General features: G+C 45.0%; 22 protein-coding genes. 20 read left to right on the forward strand and 2 right to left on the reverse strand.

What is annotated here, in order from left to right; all coding sequences use genetic code 11:
* The first annotated feature begins 26 nt into the window (after positions 1–26).
* The 15 genes from QWY16_RS03200 to QWY16_RS03270 all read left to right on the forward strand — a co-directional run bounded on the left by QWY16_RS03200 (position 27) and on the right by QWY16_RS03270 (position 18,011).
* Positions 27–833 carry an SDR family NAD(P)-dependent oxidoreductase gene (locus tag QWY16_RS03200; protein WP_300991413.1) on the forward strand — a complete coding sequence of 269 codons (807 nt, stop codon included), beginning with the start codon at positions 27–29 and terminating at the stop codon, positions 831–833.
* On the forward strand, positions 830–2,008 hold the full coding sequence (locus QWY16_RS03205; RefSeq protein WP_300991414.1) for a M20 family metallopeptidase: 1,179 nt from the start codon (positions 830–832) through the stop codon (positions 2,006–2,008). The genes QWY16_RS03200 and QWY16_RS03205 overlap by 4 nt, the downstream gene beginning before the upstream one ends.
* Before the next feature lie 36 nt (positions 2,009–2,044).
* Positions 2,045–3,079: a ketopantoate reductase family protein gene (locus QWY16_RS03210; RefSeq protein ID WP_300991415.1), complete on the forward strand. Its 1,035-nt coding sequence runs from the start codon at positions 2,045–2,047 to the stop codon at positions 3,077–3,079.
* A gap of 379 nt (positions 3,080–3,458) precedes the next feature.
* Positions 3,459–5,243 carry a M28 family peptidase gene (locus QWY16_RS03215; RefSeq protein ID WP_300991416.1) on the forward strand — a complete coding sequence of 595 codons (1,785 nt, stop codon included), beginning with the start codon at positions 3,459–3,461 and terminating at the stop codon, positions 5,241–5,243.
* A gap of 26 nt (positions 5,244–5,269) precedes the next feature.
* On the forward strand, positions 5,270–6,646 hold the full coding sequence (locus QWY16_RS03220; RefSeq protein WP_300991417.1) for an amidase: 1,377 nt from the start codon (positions 5,270–5,272) through the stop codon (positions 6,644–6,646).
* Between the two features lie 62 nt (positions 6,647–6,708).
* Entirely contained in the window at positions 6,709–7,512 is an 804-nt protein-coding gene (locus QWY16_RS03225; protein ID WP_300991418.1) for an aspartate/glutamate racemase family protein, read from the forward strand.
* Positions 7,513–7,735: 223 nt separating this feature from the next.
* A complete protein-coding gene (locus QWY16_RS03230; protein ID WP_300991419.1) occupies positions 7,736–9,205 on the forward strand; it encodes a sodium:solute symporter family protein in 1,470 nt (489 codons plus the stop codon).
* A gap of 23 nt (positions 9,206–9,228) precedes the next feature.
* Positions 9,229–10,590 carry an amidase gene (locus QWY16_RS03235; RefSeq protein WP_300991420.1) on the forward strand — a complete coding sequence of 454 codons (1,362 nt, stop codon included), beginning with the start codon at positions 9,229–9,231 and terminating at the stop codon, positions 10,588–10,590.
* Between the two features lie 154 nt (positions 10,591–10,744).
* The gene (rpoN, locus tag QWY16_RS03240; RefSeq protein ID WP_300991421.1) at positions 10,745–12,061 is read left to right on the forward strand and encodes an RNA polymerase factor sigma-54; all 1,317 of its coding nucleotides are present in this window, start codon (positions 10,745–10,747) and stop codon (positions 12,059–12,061) included.
* Between the two features lie 253 nt (positions 12,062–12,314).
* Positions 12,315–14,222: an N-acetylglucosamine-specific PTS transporter subunit IIBC gene (nagE, locus tag QWY16_RS03245; RefSeq protein ID WP_300991422.1), complete on the forward strand. Its 1,908-nt coding sequence runs from the start codon at positions 12,315–12,317 to the stop codon at positions 14,220–14,222.
* A gap of 124 nt (positions 14,223–14,346) precedes the next feature.
* Complete coding sequence (gene nagA, locus QWY16_RS03250) at positions 14,347–15,531, forward strand: N-acetylglucosamine-6-phosphate deacetylase (protein WP_300991423.1); 1,185 nt, start codon at positions 14,347–14,349, stop codon at positions 15,529–15,531.
* Positions 15,512–16,252 carry a glucosamine-6-phosphate deaminase gene (gene nagB / locus QWY16_RS03255; protein ID WP_300991424.1) on the forward strand — a complete coding sequence of 247 codons (741 nt, stop codon included), beginning with the start codon at positions 15,512–15,514 and terminating at the stop codon, positions 16,250–16,252. The genes nagA and nagB overlap by 20 nt, the downstream gene beginning before the upstream one ends.
* Before the next feature lie 5 nt (positions 16,253–16,257).
* Positions 16,258–16,980 carry a GntR family transcriptional regulator gene (locus tag QWY16_RS03260; protein ID WP_300991425.1) on the forward strand — a complete coding sequence of 241 codons (723 nt, stop codon included), beginning with the start codon at positions 16,258–16,260 and terminating at the stop codon, positions 16,978–16,980.
* Between the two features lie 23 nt (positions 16,981–17,003).
* Complete coding sequence (locus QWY16_RS03265; protein WP_300991426.1) at positions 17,004–17,270, forward strand: phosphocarrier protein HPr; 267 nt, start codon at positions 17,004–17,006, stop codon at positions 17,268–17,270.
* 6 nt (positions 17,271–17,276) lie between these two features.
* A complete protein-coding gene (locus tag QWY16_RS03270; protein ID WP_300991427.1) occupies positions 17,277–18,011 on the forward strand; it encodes an SIS domain-containing protein in 735 nt (244 codons plus the stop codon).
* Positions 18,012–18,083: 72 nt separating this feature from the next.
* Here QWY16_RS03270 and QWY16_RS03275 read toward each other — a convergent pair whose 3' ends face one another.
* Positions 18,084–18,980, reverse strand: coding sequence for a DNA-3-methyladenine glycosylase 2 (locus QWY16_RS03275; protein ID WP_300991428.1), 897 nt, complete (start codon positions 18,978–18,980; stop codon positions 18,084–18,086).
* Between the two features lie 201 nt (positions 18,981–19,181).
* Between QWY16_RS03275 and QWY16_RS03280 the strand changes: the two genes are divergently transcribed.
* On the forward strand, positions 19,182–19,763 hold the full coding sequence (locus QWY16_RS03280; protein WP_300991429.1) for a GNAT family N-acetyltransferase: 582 nt from the start codon (positions 19,182–19,184) through the stop codon (positions 19,761–19,763).
* Between the two features lie 156 nt (positions 19,764–19,919).
* On the opposite strand, the gene QWY16_RS03285 is transcribed toward QWY16_RS03280, so the two are convergent.
* Positions 19,920–20,096: a CsbD family protein gene (locus QWY16_RS03285; RefSeq protein ID WP_300991430.1), complete on the reverse strand. Its 177-nt coding sequence runs from the start codon at positions 20,094–20,096 to the stop codon at positions 19,920–19,922.
* Between the two features lie 255 nt (positions 20,097–20,351).
* On the opposite strand from QWY16_RS03285, the gene QWY16_RS03290 reads away from it, so the two are divergent.
* The 4 genes from QWY16_RS03290 to QWY16_RS03305 all read left to right on the forward strand — a co-directional run bounded on the left by QWY16_RS03290 (position 20,352) and on the right by QWY16_RS03305 (position 23,673).
* The gene (locus QWY16_RS03290; RefSeq protein WP_300991431.1) at positions 20,352–20,963 is read left to right on the forward strand and encodes a 3'-5' exonuclease; all 612 of its coding nucleotides are present in this window, start codon (positions 20,352–20,354) and stop codon (positions 20,961–20,963) included.
* A gap of 124 nt (positions 20,964–21,087) precedes the next feature.
* Entirely contained in the window at positions 21,088–21,813 is a 726-nt protein-coding gene (locus QWY16_RS03295; RefSeq protein ID WP_300991432.1) for an ABC transporter ATP-binding protein, read from the forward strand.
* Positions 21,810–22,835 carry an ABC transporter permease gene (locus QWY16_RS03300; RefSeq protein WP_300991433.1) on the forward strand — a complete coding sequence of 342 codons (1,026 nt, stop codon included), beginning with the start codon at positions 21,810–21,812 and terminating at the stop codon, positions 22,833–22,835. The genes QWY16_RS03295 and QWY16_RS03300 overlap by 4 nt, the downstream gene beginning before the upstream one ends.
* Positions 22,836–22,914: 79 nt before the next feature.
* Positions 22,915–23,673, forward strand: coding sequence for a class I SAM-dependent methyltransferase (locus tag QWY16_RS03305; RefSeq protein ID WP_300991434.1), 759 nt, complete (start codon positions 22,915–22,917; stop codon positions 23,671–23,673).
* Positions 23,674–23,799: the final 126 nt, after the last annotated feature.

Consider the following 23,799-nt stretch of genomic DNA (forward strand, 5'->3'; position numbering starts at 1 on the left):
AAAATAACAGTGCAGGAGGTGAAAAGATGGATAAAAGAGTTGCGGTTATAACCGGTGCAGCTTCAGGCATTGGAAAAGGCATTGCTGAAAAGTTTGCTTCTGGCGGAGATCATCTCTTATTGGTGGACATCAATGAAACTGCGCTTGATCAAACAAGAAGAAAATTGTTACAGGAGTATCCCGAGGTAAAGGTCCAAGTTGCCTCAGGGGATTTAACATCACCGGAATTTGTCGAACAAATTGTCGAGCAATGCAAAGAATCATTCGGAACAGTAACGGTATTAGTGAATTGTGCCGGGATTTTTCCGAGTACACCTTTTTTGCGGATTTCCCGGAAAGAATGGAGTGGTGTAATTGATTTGAATTTGTCCGCAAGCTTTTTTTTAACGCAAGCGATTGCCAGACTGATGATTGAAAGAAAGCCGGAGAATGCCAATATCATCAACATAACTTCTGCTGCCAGTGAAGTGGCGCGCCCAGGGGTAGCACATTATTGTTCTTCAAAAGCTGGATTGAAGATGCTGACACAAGTACTGGCATTGGAACTTGCCCCTCACCAAATAAGAGTCAATGCGGTAGGGCCAGGCCTTGTCGAAACGGAAGCCTTGCTCAATACGCTGATCACTGAAAAAGCCATTGAAGAGCACAAAGAAAAAGTGTCTTTTGCACCGTTGAACCGAACCGCACAGCTTTCAGAAATTGCAGCTGCCGTCTATTTTATTTCGAGCAAGGAAGCTTCTTATATAACGGGGCAAAATTTATTGGTGGACGGCGGTTATTCGGCCGGAAGGGTTTTTAAAAGCTTTGCAGCAAAGGGAGATGAGATGGTATGAAAAAAGTTAAGTATGCCGTTTTACAGGCTGTTGCGGCACACATTGAAAAAAACCACAATCAAATGCTTCACTACTTGCGGACGATTGTTGAACACGAATCTTTTTCTGCAGATAAAGAAAAGCTGGACCAATTGGCTCTTTGGCTTTCAGAGACTTTTGAAGAACTGGTTGGCGGAACATCAGAAATCATTGAGGTACAAACGTACGGAAATCACGTGAGATGTGAATGGGGACAAGGAGAAGGGCAAGTATTGATTCTTGCTCATTTTGATACCGTTTGGCCAATCGGGACATTAAACGAAATGCCATTCCGCATCGAGGGAAACCGAGTAAGCGGACCAGGCATATTTGATATGAAAGGTGGGCTGATCCAGGGCTTGTTTGCCTTAAAAGCGCTTAAAGATACGGGCATCAGCCTCGATAAAAAAGTGGTGGTCTTTTTTGATTCGGATGAAGAAATCGGCAATCCAAGTTCCCGTCCTTATATAGAAGAAGAAGCAAAGAAAAGCGATTACGTCTTTGTGCTTGAACCCGGCATGACGCTTGAAGGAGCATTAAAGACTTCTCGGAAAGGCGTAGGGATTTACCGATTGGAAGTGACGGGAATTCCTTCCCATGCCGGAGTGGACCCGGATAAAGGAGTCAGTGCAATCGATGAATTAGCCAGACAAATCCTAAAACTCCATGGAGAAACCGATTTTTCAACGGGCACAACGATAAGTGTCGGCAAAATTTCAGGAGGAACAGCCACCAATGTCATAGCAGAAAAAGCGGAAGCGGAAATTGATGTCAGAGGGAAAACAGTGGAAGAATTGGAAAGAGTCCACAAAATGCTCTTCAATTTAGAGCCGTTAAAAGAAAAGACCAAGCTGAAAATGACAGGTGGAATCAACCGGATGCCTTTGGAGCGAACAGAAAAAGTGCAGGAAATGTTTGAAACAGCCAAGCGCATTGCGAAAGAACAGCTCAGCTTTGAGTTGATGGAAAAAGAAACAGGAGGCGGAAGCGACGGCAATCTCACCGCCCCGTTTGCAGCTACTCTCGATGGACTTGGCGCTGTAGGAGACGGAGCGCATGCCAATCATGAACACTTGCTGCTCGACCGGATGAACGAACGCTGCGCTTTGCTGGCGGGCCTTCTGATCCACTATGCGGGAATACGGGAAAAGAGCTGAATATCTGTTATTGCAAAAGGAGAAAGGAGGCAAGTGATGACCATCACAATCATTGGAGCAGGAGCAATTGGCGGTGTCATCGGAGCCTATTTGATTCGCTCGGGGGAAGAAGTAGTGTTTATAGACCGGGACAAAGTTCACGTCGATGCGATGAATAAAAAAGGGCTGACCATCCAAATGAAAGATGATTCGTTTACGGTGGAAGCAAAAGCTTATACCGTTGAAGAGTTTTTGGCGGCAAAGTTGCCGGTGGAAACGATATTTTTAGCAGTCAAAGCACAGCACACAAAAGAAGCTATAGAACCTTTCAAACCGTTGATGAAGCCCGATTCTTATGTAGTGAGTTTTCAAAACGGGTTATGTGAATACGATATAGCTGAAGTGGTAGGGGCGGATCGGACCGTCGGCTGTTTCATTAATCTATTCGCAGATTATCTGGAACCGGGAAAAATTGAATACGGTGGTGTGGGAAGTTTATATATTGGCGAAACGGATGGAACGGTAAGTGAGCGGGTGCTGGATTTGAAAGAGCGACTGCAAGGCTGGGGAGAAGCGAAAGCGACGGACAATATTTTCGGTTATTTATGGAGCAAACTTGCTTACGGAGCCATGCTCACTGCTACAGCCACTACGAATGAAGAAATAGCGAATTTTTTTGCCAATGCAGAACTGCATCCTATTTTGAATGCCATTGGAACGGAAGTGCTAAGGGTTGCAGAGAAGCAAGGGATAACGGCAGAGCCTTTCGACAATTGGAATCCGGCCTTGCTGTATCCCCATAAAAAAGAACCGGAATTGCAAACCAGTTATTTTCAATTGGCTGAACTCTTGAGGAGTTATACGAAAACGAGGACAGGGATTTGGAGGGATTTGGCGGTCCGCAAACGGAAAACAGAAGTGCCACAGCAATTGAATCCGGTAATCCGAATCGGGGAAGAGCACAGACTCGCTATGCCGCTTACCCGTAAACTTCTTTCTCTAATCCAGGAAATCGAAAACGGGGAAAGGGAGATGAGCATAGGCAATATAAGGGAATTAGAAGCGGTGATGCAAGAAAGCGGGATTTCTTAGGCGGTAAAATAGATTCTCTATTATGTGGGTGAGCTAAAGAATCTTGCTTTTATATACCGCTTCGGTCGCTTTGGGCATGTCTCCCGCCATGAGCCGAGAAGACCACTCGTCTCATGGCTTCGCCTAGCCCTTGGACGAGCCGACGCTGGATAAGCTTTTTTAAAAAGAGATAATCATTCGTATATCGCTTTAAATATCCAATGCTGACAATTAACAATTCAACTCATATAGGGTGTTTTAATAACCTATTAACCCCCCAAAAAAAACCTAAAAAAGTTGGAAGCTATTTTTCGTTTGAAGTTTCTTTAAGATTTTTTTGGCACGTTACTTGCAATGATATTTAACGAACAAGCTTAAAAAAGGAAGGGGAAGTTATTGAATGGCTAATCTAGCGAATACTGAACAGGAGAAAGGTTTATTGGAAGAAATCAATCTGGAGGCACCAAAAGCGATTTTAGAAAGGTTTAGTACGTTGATCCGTGAATCTGGCAGTGAAGATGAAAAGATTGCTGCTGATTTCTTAACCGATTTTTTAAAAAAATGGGAAATCCCGCATCAGGTTCATAACCCGGAATTGTATTTAAGTATTCCCAAAAAATCGTATTTAAAAGTAACAGCTCCTACTGAAAAAGAATATCGGGTCAAATCACCTTCTTTTTCTGTCATTACTGGGGATGAAGCAGTCAGTGGGGAGCTTGTTTACATTTCGACCGGTTATGCAAAAGGGATCAATGATATTTTCGGAACAAAAGTACAGGGAGACCTGGGTGATTTAAGAGGAAAAATCATTTTAACAGAAGGCTATCCAATGCCAGGAAAAGTGCAGGAATTTGCGGATATGGGAGCTACGGCCATCATGTTCATCAGTCCAGGAAACAATATTCATGAAGGGATCTGCACCACTATTTGGGGAGCTCCTGACCTTGATAATGTGAAGAATGAGCCGAAGATCCCCGTGCTTGCGATCAATAAGCCGGATGGCGGTGAGCTGATTGAGTTAAGCAAGAGCGAAACGGTGACGTTGGAGTTTAAAACGTTTTTGGAGAAAGGATGGTTCAACTGCCCGGTTATCGATATTTTTATCGAGGGAACAGAAGAGCCGGAAAAATATGTTCTTTTGCATGGCCACTTGGATTCATGGCATGAAGGAATCGGGGATAATGCTACAGGGAATGCGGCATTGATTGAAATGGCCCGCATCTTATATAAGAACCGAAGCAAATTAAAAAGAAGTGTTCGCATTGCTGTCTGGACAGGGCATTCAACCGGGCGTTATGCAGGGTCGACATGGTTTGTGGATCAATTCGGATTGGACTTAGAAAAGAATTGCATAGCGTCTGTGAATTGTGACTCTCCGGGATGCCGCTGGGCAACTTCCTACGAATACATGATGTGGATGAGCGAAGTTGATGAATTCTGCAAAGATGTAGTGAAAGATGCAGTCGACCAGCCTTCAGCGGGCAAGAGACCTTTGCGCGCCGGTGATTATTCATTCAATAATATCGGCATCACTTCATTTTTCATGCTGTCTTCGAGTATTCCGGAAGATGTGCTGAAAGAAAAAGGATATTATCCGGTCGGAGGCTGCGGCGGGAATATTGAGTGGCATACGGAAGAGGACTTAATGCATGTAGCTGATTTGGATATCTTAGTGAAAGATATCAAAGTTTACTTGACAGGTGTAATACGCGCTGCCAATGCAACCATCTATCCTTTTGACTTTACACGGACTGTTGATGAGTTTACAGAGACAATTCAAACTTACCAAGATGCAGCAGGGACTCATTTTGATTTTACGTCAGCTTTGGACGAAGTTGCTAGGCTTCGGGAAAATCTGGCAGCTTTTTATCAAAAAATCTCCAAATTGCAGGAATCAGATATTTCTAATCCAGAAGTGAAACAAGCGAATAAAGTTATTGAAAAATTAGCGAGAATTTTAATTCCAATCAATTTTACAAAAAGAGGCAAGTTCTGGCACGATTCGGCATTGAATGTGCCGGCTCTTCCAGATATTGCACCTGCGCTTACCTTCGGACAAACACAAGAAGGTACACATCAATATAAAGTATTGAAAACCCATTTGATGCGAGGGCAAAATCGGGTGATTTGGGCACTTCAAGAAGCTAGGGAAGTTCTTTCTTATTCACAATTAGAAAACGATTAAGGCTCATCAAAATGAGGTGAGAGAGAATGGCAGGGACAGGCGAAGAAGAACTGGTGTTTAAATCGATTACGGAAATCGGGGGCTTATACCGCAGCAAAAAAGTCTCGCCGGTTGAAGTGACGAATGCCACGTTGAAGCGGCTGGATGAACTCAATCCAAAATTGAATGCGTTCATTACAGTTATAGCAGAAAAAGCTCTTCAAAAAGCGCATGAAGCGGAAGATGTTTTTATGAAGGGTGAAACAGCAGGAAAACTATACGGAATTCCGATTTCGATTAAAGATATTTTTCGGACAAAAGGGATTAAGACAACGGCCGGTTCCCGCATCTTGAAAGATTATATTCCAGACGAGGATTCCGCGCTTTATAACACCTTGAATGATGCTGGGGCAATTGTTTTCGGCAAAAATCATATGCTTGAATTTGCGTATGGTTTTGTCCATCCCGATTATGGACAATGCAATAACCCATGGGATTTTAACAGGACTGCTGGAGGATCGAGTACGGGATCTGCATCGGCGGTCGCAGCGGGAATAGGCTTTGCATCAATCGGTACAGACACAGGCGGTTCAATCCGCCTGCCATCTTCTTTTTGCGGAATTGTTGGCTTGAAACCCACGTATGAAACTGTTTCAAGAAATGGCTTGTTGCATCTTTCGCATTCTTTGGACCATATTGGCCCGCTGACGAGAACGGTCAAAGACAACGCCATAGTATTGGAAAGCATTGCTTCGAAAAAAGTAAATTACGACGCAGTTTTTAGCGGCTCCATCAAAGGGCTGAAAATTGGTGTGATTCGCTCTTTAACGGATTCCCGCGCTCATCCGGAAGTCTCGACTTTAGTAAATGCCGCATTTCAGCTGCTTGGCGAATTAGGCGCTGAAATGATGGATGTTGAAATACCCGGAATCGATGCAGTAATGGAGATTGCCTTTCCAATCCTGTTATCTGAAGCATCCTTCTACCATAAAGGCTGGTATCCGGAACGTGCGTCTGACTATGCGGCAGGAACAGCTGGGAATTTAAAAGAAGGATTCAATGTGCCAGCAGTAAGTTATTTAGAAGCTTTGGCACAAAAACGGGCTTTTGCAGAAAAAGTGAATGCCGTATTTGACAATTTTGATATTCTGGTTTGTCCAACGTCACCGAGTCCAGCAACCGAGCGTGACCCAACTTTTGAAGATACAACGTACGATTACACACAACGGACATTGCCATTTAATGTTTCAGGCCATCCGGCAATCACGGTACCGGCAGGAGTGACGCCTTCACAAAATTTGCCGGTAGGCATTCAATTTATTGGCCGCTATTTTGATGAAGCGACGATTTATCGTGCAGCCGATGTTTTCCAGACAGTGAATGGAGGCTATAAAATCCCTTGTCCGCTGGTAGTCGGAAAATAAAATCAATGATCATAAAGTTGGCATGGAATTTGCATATATAAAAGAGTAAAGGAGGTGTTTTCTTGAACATTGTTTATGTCATCCCAGGACCGCTCAGCCGAACGGAAAAAGGGCGTTTAGAAATGGCCAGAAGACTCGACATATTGAAATCATATGCTGCTCTTGGCACTCATGTCGATATCGTCGACATTGAAGAAGGCCCCGCATCGATAGAATCATTGTATGAAGAATACCTAAGCATTCCGAATACAGTCAGCTGTATGCATGAAATGGAAAAGCAGGGTTATGATGCGGCTATTTTAGGGTGTTATGGTGACCCAGGGCTGGATGCCATCAGGGAAGTGACTGAAAAAATGGTGGTGGTTGGCCCGGGGGAAGCCGGTGTAATGGCAGCAGCCATGAGCGGCTATCGCTTTTCGATTATCACCGTTACCAATAGCATGGTCAATCCGCTATATCATTTAGTGGAGAAAGCTGGAGTCGGCAAAAAGCTCGCTTCTGTCCGGGCGATTGAAGTGCCGGTATTAGCACTTGCAGAAGAAAAAGAAAACACAGTGAGGAAGCTTGTGGCAGAAGGCAGAAAAGCGATTGAAGAAGACGGGGCAGATACCTTGATTCTAGGGTGCATGTCGATGGGGTTTCTGAATGTAGCGGAAGAAATGTCGAAAGAATTGGGTGTGCCTGTTATCAATCCGGGCCGTATCGCCCTTAAAATGGCTGAAGCTTTAGCCGGAGCGGAAGTAACCCATTCAAAACGGGCTTATCCCTCGCCTCCGAAAATTTCTTCAGGAACGGTCAACTCTGTCAAAGACTTGTTGGTCAAAAAAGAAATATTGATGGAGCAGAGAAATCCAGGGATGTTTTGATATAAACACAGAAAAAATGATAATCCAAATGCCGAACGGAAGCAGTCGCTAAATGCCGGGCTTTACCAGTGAAATAATGAAAATTAAAATCAGAGGTGGAAAATATGCAGGAAATAATGGGATTGGCAATTTCTAATTGGGCGATTTGGGTGACAATGGCTGTTTTTATCATCGCTTATTTTGCATTAACAGAATTCCTCAATAAAAAGGAGGAGAAGAAGTAATGGTTATTGCAGTCCTTGTAATTTATATGATTTCTGTTATAGCGATTGGCTGGTATATGAAGTCACGCGTCCATAATGAGACCGATTATTTAGCAGCTGGAGGAAAGCTCGGCGTTTGGGTTGGGGGAGCGACTTTGGCGGCGACTCAGATGAGTGCAGGTACCGCAATTGGTTCCGTAGGTTTTCATTATCAAGTAGGCTACAACTACTCTTGGATTTGGATATCGATTTGGGCTTCTTGGGTAATCATGGCATTATTTATCGCCCCTAAGATGAAATCCTTTTTTAATACGCATCGCGCATTGACCATTCCAGATCTGCTTGGAACACGTTTTGAAAGCAATGTGATTCGAGTTATCTCGGTGATCATTTTAATCATTTGTTTTGGGATGACCATTGTAGCGGAACTGGTCGGAGGTTCTTATTTATTGAACGTAGTATTTGGACTGCCGGCAACTATAGGGGTGCTGATTCTGGCAGGGGTTTTCATTCTTTATACGGTATTAGGCGGTCTATTTGCGATTGCTTATACGGATTTCCTTCAAATGATGATATTTGCCGTCGGCTTTTTGATTGCGGTTCCATTTGCTATATCGGCAGCCGGCGGATTCAGTGTGATGAATGAGAAGCTGGCAGCTATTGATCCGAACATTGTAGCAAACGGCATGCCTCCGGGAACTTTAACAGCCGTTTGTATTTCTTTCTTTATCATGATGATCGGTTATCCAATTATCGCCATCCGTTTTTATTCGATCAAAGACAATAAAACAATCAGACGCGCGGTCGGGGTTTCTTTTATCTTCCAAGCAATCATTGCAGTTTCCGTCAGCCTTCTTGGTGTCAGTGCGCGAATCCTCTATCCTAATTTATCAACGCCTGACTTGGCCAGCGCAACAATTGCAATGGATTTATTGCCGGCCTTACTCGGCGGTCTCCTATTAGCAGCAATTCTTGCAGCCATCCAGTCTACGGTTAGTGCCATCTTGCTCATGTTAGGAAGCGGAATTTCCCATGACATTATGAAAGTGGTTATGAAAAGAGAAATGAGTGAAAAGCAGCAATTAAAAGTGACAAGAATTGTAGTGCTGATTATGGGTATACTGCCGATTCCCTTCGCTTTAAACCCTCTTCCATTAATTCAGCAAATCTGGATTAACGCTGCTGCCATGATCGGTTCTTCTTTCGCAGTCTCGATCTTTTTTGGCCTTTATTGGAAGAGAGCTACTACTGCAGGAGCGATTACATCGATGGTAGGCGGTATAGTAAGTGCGGTTATCTGGTTATGGTTAGGAAACCCCTTCGGAATTGAGGCAGTATACATTAGCGTACCAATCAGTTTGTTGAGTATGATTATCGTCAGCTTGCTGACTAAGCCGGTGTCGAGAAAAGCGTTGGAGCCATTTTTCAAGGATGTTGGAAGTACACCTAGCAACGAGACAGTCATGAACTATTCGAAAAAGCCATTATGAAAAGTTGAAGAGGAGGGATTCTTTTGCCCATCAACAATATAAAAGAATTATTATTTGAATCAATCGAAGAAATTGGCTTGCTTTATAGAAAAAAAGAAGTTTCTCCAGTAGAAGTGACAGAAGCAACTTTAGAGCGGCTGTATGCATTAGAACCTAAGTTGAATGCTTTCATCACGGTACTAGCCGACCAGGCGATGATGCAAGCCAAAGCGGCGGAGGCTGTTTTTGCGAGCGGCGGAGAAGCGGGGAGACTGGTCGGCATTCCCGTATCGGTCAAAGATATTTTTATGACAAAAGGAATCCGGACTTCTGTCGGTTCCCGGATTCTGAAAGACTATGTTCCCGATGAAGATGCCTTTGTTTATACAGCCTTGCTAGAAGCGGGGGCTGTCATCATCGGAAAGAATAATTTGCTGGAATTTGCATATGGATCCGTCCATCCGGATTACGGTCAATGCAATAATCCGTGGGACGTCAACCGTACGGCAGGCGGTTCAAGTACTGGCTCTGCTGCTTCAGTCGGAGCTGGAATCGGTTTTGCCTCTATCGGAACAGATACAGGCGGATCAATCCGGGTCCCGGCTTCTTTTTGCGGGATTGTCGGATTGAAGCCGACTTATGGTACAGTGCCCTCACAAGGGTTATTTCCTTTATCCCAGTCATTGGACCATATCGGGCCATTAACAAGGACCGTGCGCGATAATGCAGCTGTTTTGGAAACCATTTCTTCTAAGGCATTCGATTTCAATTCCGCGTTTTCTGGCGGCATCAAAGGTCTCAAAGTGGGCGTCATCCAGGCCTTGATGGACACGGTCACCAATCCGGAAGTCCTGTCTTTAATAGCCAAAGCAATTGAACGTCTAAGAGACTTGGGAGCTGACATTCAAGAAGCGGAAATTCCGGGGATCGAGAAAATCGAAAGCGCAGCATTAATACTCGTTTTAGCGGAAGCATCAGCCATCCATAAAGAATGGTATGACACGAGAGAAGCTGATTATAATCCGGCCACTTACGCCAATCTAAAAGCCGGTTTTGGCATTTCAGCGGTAAGTTATTTGGAAACACTGGAGAAACAGAAGCAATTCAAGAAACTGGTCGATGAAGCTTTAAAGCAGGCAGATGTCTTGGTATGCCCGACGATGGCCTACCCAGCTACGGAGAAAGATCCCTCTTTTGAAAATGGAGATATCGATGTGTCGCGGCGTACCATTCCTTTTAATTTTTCAGGACACCCCGCTATATCGGTACCTGCAGGAAATACAGCATCAGAAAATTTGCCTGTGGGCCTTCAAATTATTGGCCGTTACCACGATGAAGCAACTGTTTATAAAGTAGCCGATGCTTTTCAGCAAGCGACCGGCGGGTATAAGTTGCCGCCCATCTGAATTTTAAAAGCTACGCAGAAGCCTAGAGCTTTTGCGTAGCTTTTTTTGATGTTTGATAATAAAATTAGAATATTCCGACCTCTTTATGGGAATGTGCTGCTAAATGCCCTCAAAAATGATTTTAAGAATAGTGAACTTGACGAGGAGGCTAGTTATGGAACTTGTTCTTCATCAAAAACAAGAGCTGAATTTGTTTATGACATATAAGTTAAGGCAAGCTATTGAACTCTTACAGTATTCAACTTATGACCTTTATCAGTATTTGATGGAACAAGAAATGGAGAATCCTTTAATCGAATTGAAAGAGCAAAAAAGTTCTGATCTATACGAAGGGACCTTAAATAGAAGTTCAATCACTAGAAGTACTTCGGCTTCAGCAATTGAAATGAAACAAAGCAAAGAAGTGTGTATGAGAGATAAATTAATGCAGCAAGCCGAGATTTTCTATAGAGATGTACAGGACCTCAAAGTGATTGAATACATTATTTACAATATTGATGACAATGGGTACTTGAATTTTGCTGGAAATGAACAAGAACTTTCAGCGGTATTCAATGAAAACGAAATCAGCAGAGGAATTCAACTTCTGCAGGCGGTCGGTCCAGCGGGAATCGGAGCAAGAAATCTAAAAGAGTGCCTGCTGCTTCAGGTTAATGATGAATTTCCTGATAAAGAATTAATAGAATGTCTTATTGAGAATTTTTTGGAGTTACTGGCCAATAAGAAGTGGGAAGACATTGCAGCCCGGATGGGTATACCTTTAGGGAAAGTGAAAGAAATCCATGAATTGATGCTGACACTTAATCCTCGACCGTGTTCGTTTATCTCAGATTTTTCAATTCAATACGTAAATCCTGATATTATTGTGAAACCTAATGGAGCTGGCCTTTCTTTTTATCTGAACGATGGTTATTTGCCTGAGATTCATTTTAACGATCAGTATTCAACCTTATTAAACCAGAATGATGAGACAGCTAAGTATCTTCAGGAAAAATATAAAAGCTACCAATGGCTTGTAAGCAGCCTCGAAAAACGGAGCGAGACAATCAATAAAATTATGCAAGTACTTATAAAGAAACAGCAGAGGTTTTTTGCAGAAGGCCTTATTGCATTAGCTCCTTTGACATTGAAGGATGTTGCGGAAGAAATCGAGATGCATGAGTCAACGGTGTGCAGAGTAACGATGAACAAGTTTATTCAAACGCCTAAAGGAACTTTTGAACTTCGGGCATTATTCACCTCTAAATTAGAAACTTCGGATGGAAATTCTATCGCTCAAACAAAAGTGAAAATGCTTTTAAAAAGTTTAATAGAAGGAGAGAATAAATGCCAACCTTTATCCGATCAAAAAATTACGGATTATTTTAATGAGGAAAAAGGCATAAGGGTATCAAGGCGTACGATCAGCAAATATCGGGAAGAATTGAACATCCCTTCTTCAAGCAGAAGAAAGGAGCTAACTATAAAGTGAGGATTTATCTGAATAATGAACACCTCCTGAAGTCTATCGAATTGATGTAAATCTATTCGATAGACTTCAGGAGGTGTTTTTCATGGGACCAAAAGGAGCCTCATGGATTATCCGGCTTCCTTCAAAGCTTCTTCTGTAAAAGGCGAAAAAGAAAACGCATACATTTTTTCATCAAAATCCTAAATTGGTATAGACATCTATACATACTATCTTTATAGTAAAATTAAGACTAAGAAAAAAGAGGAGGATGAATATGTTCAGTTTTCTGCAGAAAATAGGGAAATCATTGATGTTCCCAATCGCTACCTTGCCGGCAGCGGCACTGCTTTTGCGCTTTGGCCAGGACGACTTGCTCGGCATCCCGTTCTTATCAGCAGCGGGAGCGGGAATCATTGATAATTTAGCCATCATTTTTGCCATCGGGATCGCTTTCGGGCTTGCCCATGACAGCAACGGTGGAGCGGCGCTCGCAGGTGCCATTGCGTACCTGGTATTGACGTCCGCGATTGCAACAATCAATGAATCGATCAATATGGGCGTATTTGCCGGGATTCTCTCGGGGATTGTCGGAGGGCTATTATACAATAAATTCTATAATGTGAAATTCCCCGCGTGGCTGGCATTCTTTGGAGGCCGGCGCTTTGTCCCAATCATAACGGCGGCGACAATGACTGTGTTGGCAGGAATTTTAGGTTATGCATGGCCGCCGGTCCAGGAAATGATTGACGGCGCTGGCGACTGGATTTTAAACGCCGGCATGTTCGGAGTCGGGGCTTATGGCTTCTTCAACCGTCTGCTTTTGCCGACCGGCTTGCACCACATCATCAATACAATTGTCTGGTTTGATTTTGGAACATTTACAGATGCCACTGGAGAAGTGGTGCGCGGTGAGATCAACCGTTTCTTAAAAGGAGACCCGACAGCGGGGCCGTTCCTTTCCGGCTTCTTCCCAATCATGATGTTCGGGCTGCCAGCAGCTTGTCTGGCGATGTATGCAGCGGCTAAAAAAGAACGCAAAGCAATCATCGGCGGGATGCTGTTCAGTATCGGTTTTACTTCTTTCCTGACAGGGATCACTGAACCGATCGAGTTTTCGTTCATGTTCTTATCGCCATTATTATATGTAGTCCATGCTTTATTGACAGGCGTTTCGATGATGATCGCGTATGCGCTGGATGTCCATCACGGTTTCGGATTCTCAGCGGGAGCCATCGACTTTATACTGAACTACGGACTGGCACAGAACCCGCTTGTTTTATTAGTGATGGGGCTCGGAACCGGCGTTATTTACTTTGCGATTTTCTACTTCCTGATTGTGAAACTGGATTTGAAAACGCCTGGGCGTGAAGACGAAGACGCTGAAGACGGCAATGCGGATACAGGCAATAAAGGAATCGATATCAGAGCGTACCACACGATTGAAGCACTAGGCGGCAACGACAATATCGCGGCAGTCGACTACTGTACAACACGACTGCGCCTGACTGTAAAAGATGCGGATAAAGTAAGTGAAAAAGACTTGAAGCGCCACGGAGCAATGGGGCTGATGAAGATCAATAAAACGAATGTCCAAGTGGTCATCGGTACAGCAGTTGAGTTCTTGGCGGATGCTATGAAGAACCGTTTGGCGAATGGCAACCCGACACCTGAAAGCTTGGACGTACCGGCTGAAGAACTGTCAACGGAGGCGGAGCTGGTCAAAGAAATCCGCGCAGAAGATTTTGGCATGCCGATTGATGGAAAAATCATTCCATTGAGTGAAGTGCCGGATGAAGTATTTGCGAAAGAAATGATGGGGCCAGGGTTTGGCATAATTCCTTCAGGCAATACCCTTTATTCACCGGTGGACGGACAGGTTGTCACTGTATTCCCGACCAAACATGCCATTGGCATTGTGACGGACACAGGAGTCGAAATCTTGATCCATGTGGGTCTGGATACGGTGAAACTGAACGGCGAAGGCTTTGAGACATTGGTGGAACAAGGTCAGCTTGTCCAGCGCGGCGATGCGTTGCTGAAACTGAATCTTACCTACCTTGGGGGAAATGCATCTTCTGTTGTAACTCCAGTCATTTTTACAAACTTAACAGGCCAGGAACTTGAAGTGTTGAAAACAGGTTCACAAAAGCAAGGTACGGTATCCATCTTAAAAATTCAATAATAATCGAGAAAAACTTTGAATAGAGGAGCTTTATTCCGCTATTAGAAGCAAATCCAATCAGACAAAACAAAGCCAGGAATGTCATCCATGATTTTCCTGGTTTTTCGTAAGGAGAGGCATTTTAATGAAGAAAACCATTTTAATTTCCAATATTACCATTGCCGATTCGGTGGAAAAAAGCTTTATCGGAGACATTTTGCTGGAAGATGGGAAAATCACCGAAGCAGCCTCGTCGCTTTCAAAAAATGCTGATATCCATATAGATGCATCCGGCAAGAACTGGACAGTAGTCCCAGGGTTTATTGATGTGCATATCCACGGGGCTGCGGGATTTGATGTGATGGATGCGACAAAAGAAGCACTCAGTGGCATGGCCAGTGCATTGCCGCGAGAAGGTACGACGTGCTTTTTAGCGACAACGATGACACAATCAAAGGAGGCAATCTCAAAAGCATTGCAAAACGCCAGCTTTTTTCAAGCGGAAGAAACGCAGGCAGAAATGGTGGGCATTCATCTGGAAGGGCCTTTTATTTCAGAGAAACAACCCGGTGCACAGCCGGTTGAACATATTACACCACCTTCTGAAGCGCTTTTTCAGAAATGGCAGAAGTTGAGCGGAAACCGCATTAAACTGGTGACGATGGCTCCGGAAACGGAAAGTGGCATCCATTTTATTGAACAAGTGACAGCAGATGGCGTGCTGGTGTCTATCGGACATTCAGATGGCACTTGGCAGGAGATGCAGCAGGCGCTTCAAGCAGGAGCAAGCCATGTAACACATCTCTACAATCAAATGAGCCCGTTTCATCACCGGGACCCGGGAGTCGTTGGAACAGCTCTGACAGAGGATCGCTTATCAGTGGAAATCATTGCTGATTTTATCCATAGCCATCCGAAGTCAGTTGAGCTGGCTTTTCGGCAGAAAGGGGCAGAACGCCTCATTTTAATCACCGATGCGATGCGGGCAAAAGGGCTTGAACCCGGTATATATGATTTGGCAGGGCAAGACGTTCTGGTAACCGAAACCGATGCCCGCCTCCAAAGCGGAGCTTTGGCCGGAAGCATTTTAACGATGGACACAGCATTGAGGAACGTCCAGTCGTGCACGGGCTGTTCGATTTCTGAACTCGTGGCGATGACATCTGCGAATGCGGCAAAAGAGCTGGGCTTATCCAATAAAGGCAGCATCAGAGCAGGGAAAGATGCGGATCTTGTCATTTTAGATGAAAGTCTGAATGTCCAAATGACTATTTGCCGGGGAACGATTGCATACATCAAGGAGGGACATCATGAATATAGAAATAGTTGAAAATTACGATGAAATGAGCAAGCTCGCTGCTGAAATAGTGGAAAAGCAGGTCGTGAAAAATCCACGTTCAATTTTAGGACTGGCTACCGGTTCCACACCGATGGGGCTTTATAGCAATATGATAGAGGGATTCAAGAACCGCGGAATCTCGTACAAGCAAGTGCGAACCATCAATTTGGACGAATACCTGGGGCTGAACCGCAATCATCCTAACAGCTACCACAGCTTCATGCATGAAAATTTATTCAAGCACTTGGATATTCAGATGCGCAATACATATTTGCCGGAAGGGCAGGCTGCTTCTGTAGATGAAGAATGCATGCGCTACGAAGCGCTCCTCGACCGGATAGGGCCTGTGCATCTGCAGATTCTCGGCATGGGAACAAACGGCCATATCGGCTTTAACGAACCGGGGACTCCTGAAGACAGCCTGACGCATTGCATCGAACTGGATGAATCGACCCGAAACAGCAATGCACGCTTTTTTGATTCATTGGATGAAGTGCCAACCCATGCCATCACGATGGGAATAGAATCTATTTTGAAAAGCGATAAAATCCTTTTGCTGGTATCCGGAAAGGAAAAAGCACAAGCTGTAAAAATGTTGATGGAAGAGCCGATAAGTGAAGATTTTCCAGCCTCGTTTTTGTGGAAACACGAAGACGTAACGTTTATTGTTGACCAGGATGCTTATCATCTGGTAGAAACAGAAAGGCAGTGAATGCGGTGCTAGACAAACAGTCGCACATACCGATGTATGTCCAAATTGAAGAAGAGCTGAAGCGCCGAATCGAACGGGGCGAATTTCCTATTGGGACAGCCATCCCATCGGAACGTGAGTTAACAGAACTGTTTGGCGTCAGCCGCATGACCGTGCGCCAGTCGGTTACCAATTTGGTGAACGAGGGTTTACTGTATCGGGAAAAAGGCCGTGGCACGTTCGTGGCTTCACCGAAAGTCGAGCAGCCCTTGAACGGTTTGACCAGTTTTACCGAAGACATGAAAGCGCGTGGATTGACACCGGGAAACAAAGTCATTAATTTTGAAAAGGGATTGCCCGAGCCGGATATTGCCAAGGAACTCCAGTTAGGGCACGGCGAGGAAGTCTACACAGTTGAGCGGATCCGCTATGCCAATGAAAAACCGATGGCGATTGAACGGACGTATCTTCCGGTCAAGCTGTTTCCGCAGCTTAGTGAAGAGGCACTTGCCGGATCGCTGTATTTCCTTATTGAACAAGAGCAGAAACTGGTCATCAGCCACGCTTCGCAGCGGATGGAAGCGGCGCTTGTTAAACAGGAAGAAGCGGAACTGCTGCAAATCGGCATGCCGGCAGCCATATTGATCATCGAAAGAGTCAGTTATTTGGCAAGCGGCGTGCCTTTTGAAGTGGTCCGCAGCACATACCGGGCGGACCGCTATAAATTCATCACGGAAATTCAACGTTAAAAAAGACGAAAAGGAGAATGAACATGATTGAGAAAAACTATACCATTACCAGCGATGAAGGGCTTCATGCACGCCCGGCTTCACGGCTTGTCCAAGTCGTGTCGCCCTTCACTTCTGAAGTGAAGCTTGAATTCAAAGACAAGCAAGTAAACATGAAATCAATTATGGGCGTAATGTCGCTCGGCATTTCAAAAGGCAAGGAAATCAAAATTGTTGCAGACGGCAAAGATGAAGAAAGATTAATGGCCGCTGTCGATGAATTGATTGTCGGCGAAGGTCTGGGAGTTTAAACAGCGATGCTGAATTCGTATTTTGAGAAGGTACGGGAAAGGCTCGCGCTTGTTGAAGAACAGGAAAAAGCGGTGATGATGGAAGCTGCGGGGAAAGTGGCAGCTGCTATTCAACACGGCGGCATCATACAGCTGTTCGGCTGCGGCCATTCCCATATCCTGGCCGAGGAAGTTTTCTACCGGGCAGGCGGGCTTGTACCGGTCAAACCGGTTTTCATCGAACCGCTGATGCTCCATGAAGGAGCCGTCCGCTCATCTCAATTGGAGCGGAGCAGCGACTACGCAGAAGACCTGCTCGAACAACAGGATTTCCGGCCGGAAGATGTGGTCTTTGTGATGTCCACTTCCGGGCGTAATCCCGTACCGATCGATTTTGCGCTGGCGGCCCGTGACAAAGGCGCCTTTGTCATCGGGCTCACATCACTCGAATACGCAAACAGCCAGCCTTCAAGGCACCAAAGCGGCAAGCATTTGCATGACGCGGCAGACCTCGTTATTGATAATCATTCAGTAACAGGCGACGCTGTCCTCAAAGCGGAAAATGTCAAAGTGCCTTTTGGTCCGACTTCGACCGTAGTGGGGAGTGTCATCTTAAACGCCATCTTTGCTGAAGCCATCCAGCAAATGGCCGACAACCATTTCGAGCCGCCCATTTTCCTCAGCGGCAATATCGACGGCACCGACGATCACAACAACCGGCTGATTGAAAAATACCGGGAACGGATTGCGGCATTGTCTTAAATTGAAAACCCTCAGCCTTTATACAAAGGCTGAGGGTTTTTTATGAAGAAAGTGTGATTTAAGCCGTCTTTGTTAATACAGGAGCCGCCACAGATAAAAAGTCGCGTAAGCTTCCCAATCTTTCCAAGAAACAGCAGCGTTCAGAATTTCCTGTTTCGTCGGTTTGCGGTCAAGTGCCATCTGCAATTTGAGGGCATTGATCAGCCCGACATCATCGATGGGAAACGCAGTCGGAAAGCGGAGACAGCGCATCAGAACATAATTGGCGGTCCAAGGGCCGATGCCGCGGATTTTGATCAATTCTTTTTCAATCTGTTTGAAATCGCCTAATGCCATCAATTTTTCTTTCGACAGCGCGCCGTTTGCCATCAATTGAGCCACGCCGATGATGTACTCGCTTTTCTTCATCGTCATTTTGATATCGGATAAATCGGCAGGCTGCAGTTTAGCAATCTCTTCATACGAAGGGAAGATCCAATAAGCTTGCCCGTTGTATTCAACCGATTCCCCGAACTTCTCAACGAATTGGCGTTTCAGCGTATAAGCATAACCCAAATTGATTTGCTGGCCCAAGATTCCCCAGCACAGCGCTTCGAACAAATCAGGGAACCCAATATTGCGCAAGCCATAGAAATCACTGACGGTCTGTTTTAATAAAGGATCTTTTTGCGCCATTTCGTAAAAAAGAGTGGGGTCGTTATCAAGGTCGAACCAGTTGCGGATAAAAGCGGCAATGGCATTCTTGTTTTCAGGTTTAATGCCAGTCAGAAAATGAACGTGTAAAAACCGGTTATCGGGGCAAGTGATCTGGAACAGGGTACGTACTCCGCCAACATCAAGCGCCCGCATAATCGTTCCTTCTTTAACCGCATACATGCACTCTTTCGGATTGCGCTGCATATAAGCTAAATTGATGCTGAAATCGAATATCTCCGGCAGCTCGATCAGCAATTCTTTTTGAGTAGCCAACGACAGTCCTCCTTTCGTTTGTTCGTTAGTTAACAGCATTCCAAATTAAGGCAATAGACCCTTGGGGCGCTTAAAATATGATGAACGCAAATAAACCTCTGCCGAACGCAAATAAATCAAATTGAACGCAAATAAAAATTTCTAAACGCAAATAAACCTCGGCTATGTTACGATATACAGTAAATCTGAGGGGGAATTGGTATGTTTATACATAAAATTGATGAAGATTTAGCTTTGAAATTGCCTGAAATGAAAGATGCTGAGCGGATTTTCGAACTGACCGACAGTTCGCGTGAATATTTGAAAGAATGGCTTCCTTGGCTCGATTTTACGACGAAACTGGAAGACACCCAAGATTTTATTAAAACGGGAAGAAGGAATTACGCAGAAGGCAAAACCTTGAATGCGGCCATCCTCTTTAAAGGAGAAATCGTCGGGATGGGCGGTTTCAATAACATCAACCAGGCGAATAAAACAGCTTATATCGGCTATTGGCTCGCACCAGAATACCAAGGGCACGGCATCATGACCCGCGTTGCAAAAGCATTCACCGAGTATGCACTGAATGAGCTGAAGCTCAACAAAGTGGAGATCCGTGCAGCTGTCGGCAATCAGAAAAGCCGCAGCATTCCGGAGCGCCTCGGATACGTGCAAGAAGGCACCATCCGACAAGCAGAATGGCTGTATGACCATTACGTAGACCATGTCGTCTATGGCATGCTTGCTGAAGAATGGGATAAAGAGAAACTTCAATCAGTGGATGCTCTTCCCACTGATTGTTAGTTGAACCAATCGGACTTTTACGGTCAGTGGATTCCCACTTGAAAAGTGGGGGGCGTACTGACCGTTAAAGCGGGATAAAGAGAAATTTCAATCAGTGGATGCTCTTTCCACTGATTGTTAAAGCGAAATAAAAAAATCCGGCGGTTAAGCCGGATGTTAAGAACCGCGTTTTAATTTTCCAATGGTTTTTTGGAATTTGCCTTTGGTTTTGTCGAACTTGCCTTCATTTTGCAACCGTGAATCGTCCGTAGCATTACCTACTTGATCTTTGACCTCGCCTTTGGTTCTGCTGACAACGCCTTTCAGTTTATCTGAAAATCCTCCACGGGCCATTTTAGACTCCTCCTATAGTTTTTCTTACTATTTGTATAGCACCATAACGGAAATTCTAAACGTTTTCCGGTACAATAAAGAGAAACTTCCTTCAGTGGGAGCACTATCCCACTGAAGGTTAGTTGAACCAATCGGACTTTTACGGCCAGTGGATCTCCGCTTGGAAAAGCGAGAGATCCTTACTGACCGTTAAAGCGGGATAAAGAGAAACTTCAATTAAAGTGAGGCAAAAGGAATAACGAAAGGAGGGGCGGCATGGACAAGCGAGACCCGAGACAAATACTCGAACAGAAAATGAGAGAGACCCGGCCAAAATGGGCGAGAAACCAAGCACCAAGCCCGAAGAAATACAAACCCAGCATGGAGCTGGTTGAAAACTACGTCGTCCTGGATTTTGAAACGACCGGTCTGCGGGCAGGAAGCGATAAAATTATACAGATTGGTGCGGTCAAATACATCGGACACAACCGTGAAGATACCATGTACCTCTTGATCAACCCCGAACAATACATTTCTCCGACCATTACGCGCATCACCGGCATTACCAATGCAGCTGTCCAGGATGCGCCGGCCATCGAAGAAGTGCTGGACGAATTGATCGAGTTTATTGAAGGTCTGCCAATTGTGGCGCACAACGCACCGTTCGATATGGGCTTTTTGTACGCACTAGACAAGATTGCGCCGATACCGGAATATACGGTAATCGATACGGTGAAGCTGGCACGGAAAGCTATCCGCGAAACGCCAAACCATAAGCTGGGAACTTTAGCGCAGTATTTGCAGCTTGAGCACAATGCCCATGATGCCTTAGGCGACTGTCTGGTGACAGCGGAAATTTACCAGTATTGTGTCAGCCGAATAAAATAACAAAGCAGCGGTCTCCTTGATGGGGATCGTTTTTTTATTGCCCCACTGGCTATGAATCAAATTGAAAAAGAGTAAAATACAAGGTAATAACGCATTCGGTTTTTCTGAAATGGGGGGCTTGTCCATGAACGCCAGCATTGAGTTGAAAAACGTCACCAAAAGCTTCGGCAAGAAAACCGTGCTGCAGGCAATCGATTTGTCGATTGAGAAAGGCCAGATATACGGATTGATTGGTCCGTCGGGATCCGGGAAGACGACGTTGGTGAAAATGATTGTCGGCATCGATGCGCCGGACACTGGTACGGTCCGGGTGCTGGATGTGAAAGTGCCGGATCTGGAATTGTTGAAAGACATTGGTTATATGGCGCAGTCTGACGCTTTATATGCGGAATTGACCGGCAAGGAAAACTTGGATTTTTTTGCATCGCTGTATCCAATGAAAAAATCAGCCATGAAAAAACGCATTGCTTACGCAGCGGATTTGGTTAAATTAACGAATGACCTGAACAAAAAAGTGTCGGCTTACTCTGGTGGGATGAAACGCCGGCTGTCGCTGGCCATCGCCTTGGTGCATGATCCGAAAATCCTGATCCTGGATGAGCCTACCGTGGGCATCGACCCGGAACTCAGAGCGTCTATTTGGAACGAGTTGTTTCATTTGAAAAACGAACAGCAAAAAACCATCCTCATCACCACACATGTCATGGACGAAGCGGAAAAATGCGACCAAGTGGCAATGGTGCGGGACGGGGCTATTTTAGCAAGCGGCACACCGTTCGAATTGAAGGGTTATTACGAGGTCGAACAACTAGAAGAAGCCTTTTTAAAAGCAGGGAGGTTGCAGCGATGAGAATTCTTGCATTGGTGCGCCGGATCATCAAGCAAATGCTGCGGGACAAACGGACTTTGGCACTGCTGTTTTTTGCACCGCTTGTTGTTCTGACGCTCATGTACTTCTTTTTCAACGGCAACACGGTCAATCCGGAACTCGCTGCAGTGGGTATCAACGAACCCTTTACGGCGGCCTTGGAAGAACGGGGAGTCATAGTCATTCCTTACGAAAAGGCAGTAGAAGAAACCGTCGTAGAGGATGATTTGGATGGATTATTGACGTTGGACAACGGCCGGCTGACACTGATCTTATTGAATGACGACCCAACATTAGCGAAAAATCTGTTGGCGCAGACTAGCCAAACGGTTTTGCTGGCTACCGGGCAAAACCAGGCAACGCCGCAGCTTGAAACTGCTTATATTTATGGAGGCAGCGACACTGAGTTTTTCGATGTGCTGTCACCGGTGCTTATCGGCTTTTTCGTCTTCTTTTTCGTGTTTTTGATTTCAGGCATCGGTTTATTGAAAGAACGGGTATCCGGCACTTTGGAGCGTTTGATGGCGACGCCAATCCGCAAAGGGGAGCTGATTGCCGCTTATTTAGCGGGATTCGGGATTTTTGCGGTGATCCAGACCATCATTGTGGTGACGTTTTCGATTACGGTGCTTGATGTGGTGATGGTCGGATCGGTCTGGCTTGTGCTGCTTATCAATTTATTGCTGGCATTGGTAGCGTTGTCGCTCGGCATTTTGCTGTCGACATTTGCGGCTTCTGAATTCCAAATGGTCCAATTCATTCCGCTTGTAGTGGTCCCCCAAATCTTTTTTGCCGGCATTTTTCCGCTCGAAGGGCTGGCGGACTGGCTGCAGGCAATTGGGCGCGTTATGCCGATCTATTACGCGGCCGATGCTTTAAAAGCTGTCATGTACAAAGGCCTCGGTTTCAATGAAATCAGCGGTGATTTATTGGCATTGGTGATTTTCGCTGCGGTTTTTATTGCGTTGAATAATATTGTTTTGAAAAGGCATAGAAAGTTATAGAGAAGAATAATGGTTGGTATGTCTTCGATCATCTATTAGAATAGAAGGATATGGGCTTACAAATTAAGGGGGAAATGGATTGCTAAATTACTACAGCAAACTATCGACAGAAGTTTACGACCTGGACAAACCAATCGGCAGTTCTTTCGGTGATATCGAATATTACCAAGAACGTCTGAGGAAAACAAGCGGACGCATTTTAGAGCCGGCAGTAGGAACAGGGCGAATGCTTATTCCATTGCTTGAAGCAGGATATGAAGTGGATGGATTTGATGTTTCCGCGGAAATGCTCGAGAAATGCCGGGACAACTGCCGTCAAAGAAACTTGAGTCCGAACTTGTTTAAAGGAAGAATGGAGTCGTTTTCAACAGATCAGCAATACAATGTCATCATTATTCCGACCGGTACGTTTTTGCTGCTGCATGAGCGGGAACAATCTTTGAAAGCATTGCGGAACTTCCATTATCATCTGGAAGACGGCGGCAAGCTGATTGTCGACTTGTATTTGCAGCGGGAAATCGACTTAGGGAAAATTTCAACTCGTACATGGACACTGGAAAATGGTGATACGATTACACTGGAAAATAAGAAAGTAGAAGTGGACTGGGTGAATCAATACACGGTTTCCCACGGCCGCTATGAAAAGTGGCGCGAAGGAAAACTCATCGCCACCGAACTAGAACGTTTCCCGATGCGCTGGTATGGCGTGGAGGAGTTTATGATGGTATTGGAGCAGACTGGTTTTAAAGATATCACTGTTTCAGCCGATTACCGATACGGTGAATACCCGACTAAAGAAGGTCAGTGCATCACTTTTGAAGCGATAGCGGAGAAATAAATCAGTGATTTTGGTGAGTTGGGCATAACAGGATGGAAGTTGGGCATAAAACAGCTAAAGTTGGGCATAAAGCAACCAAACTTGGGCATATCCAGCCGCAACTTGGGCGTAAATGACAAAAAGGAT

Origin of the sequence: Planococcus shenhongbingii (assembly GCF_030413635.1) — a bacterium.
In the GTDB taxonomy this organism is placed as follows: domain Bacteria; phylum Bacillota; class Bacilli; order Bacillales_A; family Planococcaceae; genus Planococcus; species Planococcus shenhongbingii.

What these genes read in the sequence shown, in the direction of transcription:
- QWY16_RS03200 (WP_300991413.1), top strand. Translation starts at nt 27, where the DNA reads ATGGATAAAAGAGTTGCGGTTATAACCGGTGCAGCTTCAGGCATTGGA.
- QWY16_RS03205 (WP_300991414.1), top strand. Translation starts at nt 830, where the DNA reads ATGAAAAAAGTTAAGTATGCCGTTTTACAGGCTGTTGCGGCACACATT.
- QWY16_RS03210 (WP_300991415.1), top strand. Translation starts at nt 2,045, where the DNA reads ATGACCATCACAATCATTGGAGCAGGAGCAATTGGCGGTGTCATCGGA.
- QWY16_RS03215 (WP_300991416.1), top strand. Translation starts at nt 3,459, where the DNA reads ATGGCTAATCTAGCGAATACTGAACAGGAGAAAGGTTTATTGGAAGAA.
- QWY16_RS03220 (WP_300991417.1), top strand. Translation starts at nt 5,270, where the DNA reads ATGGCAGGGACAGGCGAAGAAGAACTGGTGTTTAAATCGATTACGGAA.
- QWY16_RS03230 (WP_300991419.1), top strand. Translation starts at nt 7,736, where the DNA reads ATGGTTATTGCAGTCCTTGTAATTTATATGATTTCTGTTATAGCGATT.
- rpoN (WP_300991421.1), top strand. Translation starts at nt 10,745, where the DNA reads ATGGAACTTGTTCTTCATCAAAAACAAGAGCTGAATTTGTTTATGACA.
- nagE (WP_300991422.1), top strand. Translation starts at nt 12,315, where the DNA reads ATGTTCAGTTTTCTGCAGAAAATAGGGAAATCATTGATGTTCCCAATC.
- nagA (WP_300991423.1), top strand. Translation starts at nt 14,347, where the DNA reads ATGAAGAAAACCATTTTAATTTCCAATATTACCATTGCCGATTCGGTG.
- nagB (WP_300991424.1), top strand. Translation starts at nt 15,512, where the DNA reads ATGAATATAGAAATAGTTGAAAATTACGATGAAATGAGCAAGCTCGCT.
- QWY16_RS03265 (WP_300991426.1), top strand. Translation starts at nt 17,004, where the DNA reads ATGATTGAGAAAAACTATACCATTACCAGCGATGAAGGGCTTCATGCA.
- QWY16_RS03270 (WP_300991427.1), top strand. Translation starts at nt 17,277, where the DNA reads ATGCTGAATTCGTATTTTGAGAAGGTACGGGAAAGGCTCGCGCTTGTT.
- QWY16_RS03280 (WP_300991429.1), top strand. Translation starts at nt 19,182, where the DNA reads ATGTTTATACATAAAATTGATGAAGATTTAGCTTTGAAATTGCCTGAA.
- QWY16_RS03285 (WP_300991430.1), bottom strand. Translation starts at nt 20,096, where the DNA reads ATGGCCCGTGGAGGATTTTCAGATAAACTGAAAGGCGTTGTCAGCAGA.
- QWY16_RS03290 (WP_300991431.1), top strand. Translation starts at nt 20,352, where the DNA reads ATGGACAAGCGAGACCCGAGACAAATACTCGAACAGAAAATGAGAGAG.
- QWY16_RS03295 (WP_300991432.1), top strand. Translation starts at nt 21,088, where the DNA reads ATGAACGCCAGCATTGAGTTGAAAAACGTCACCAAAAGCTTCGGCAAG.
- QWY16_RS03300 (WP_300991433.1), top strand. Translation starts at nt 21,810, where the DNA reads ATGAGAATTCTTGCATTGGTGCGCCGGATCATCAAGCAAATGCTGCGG.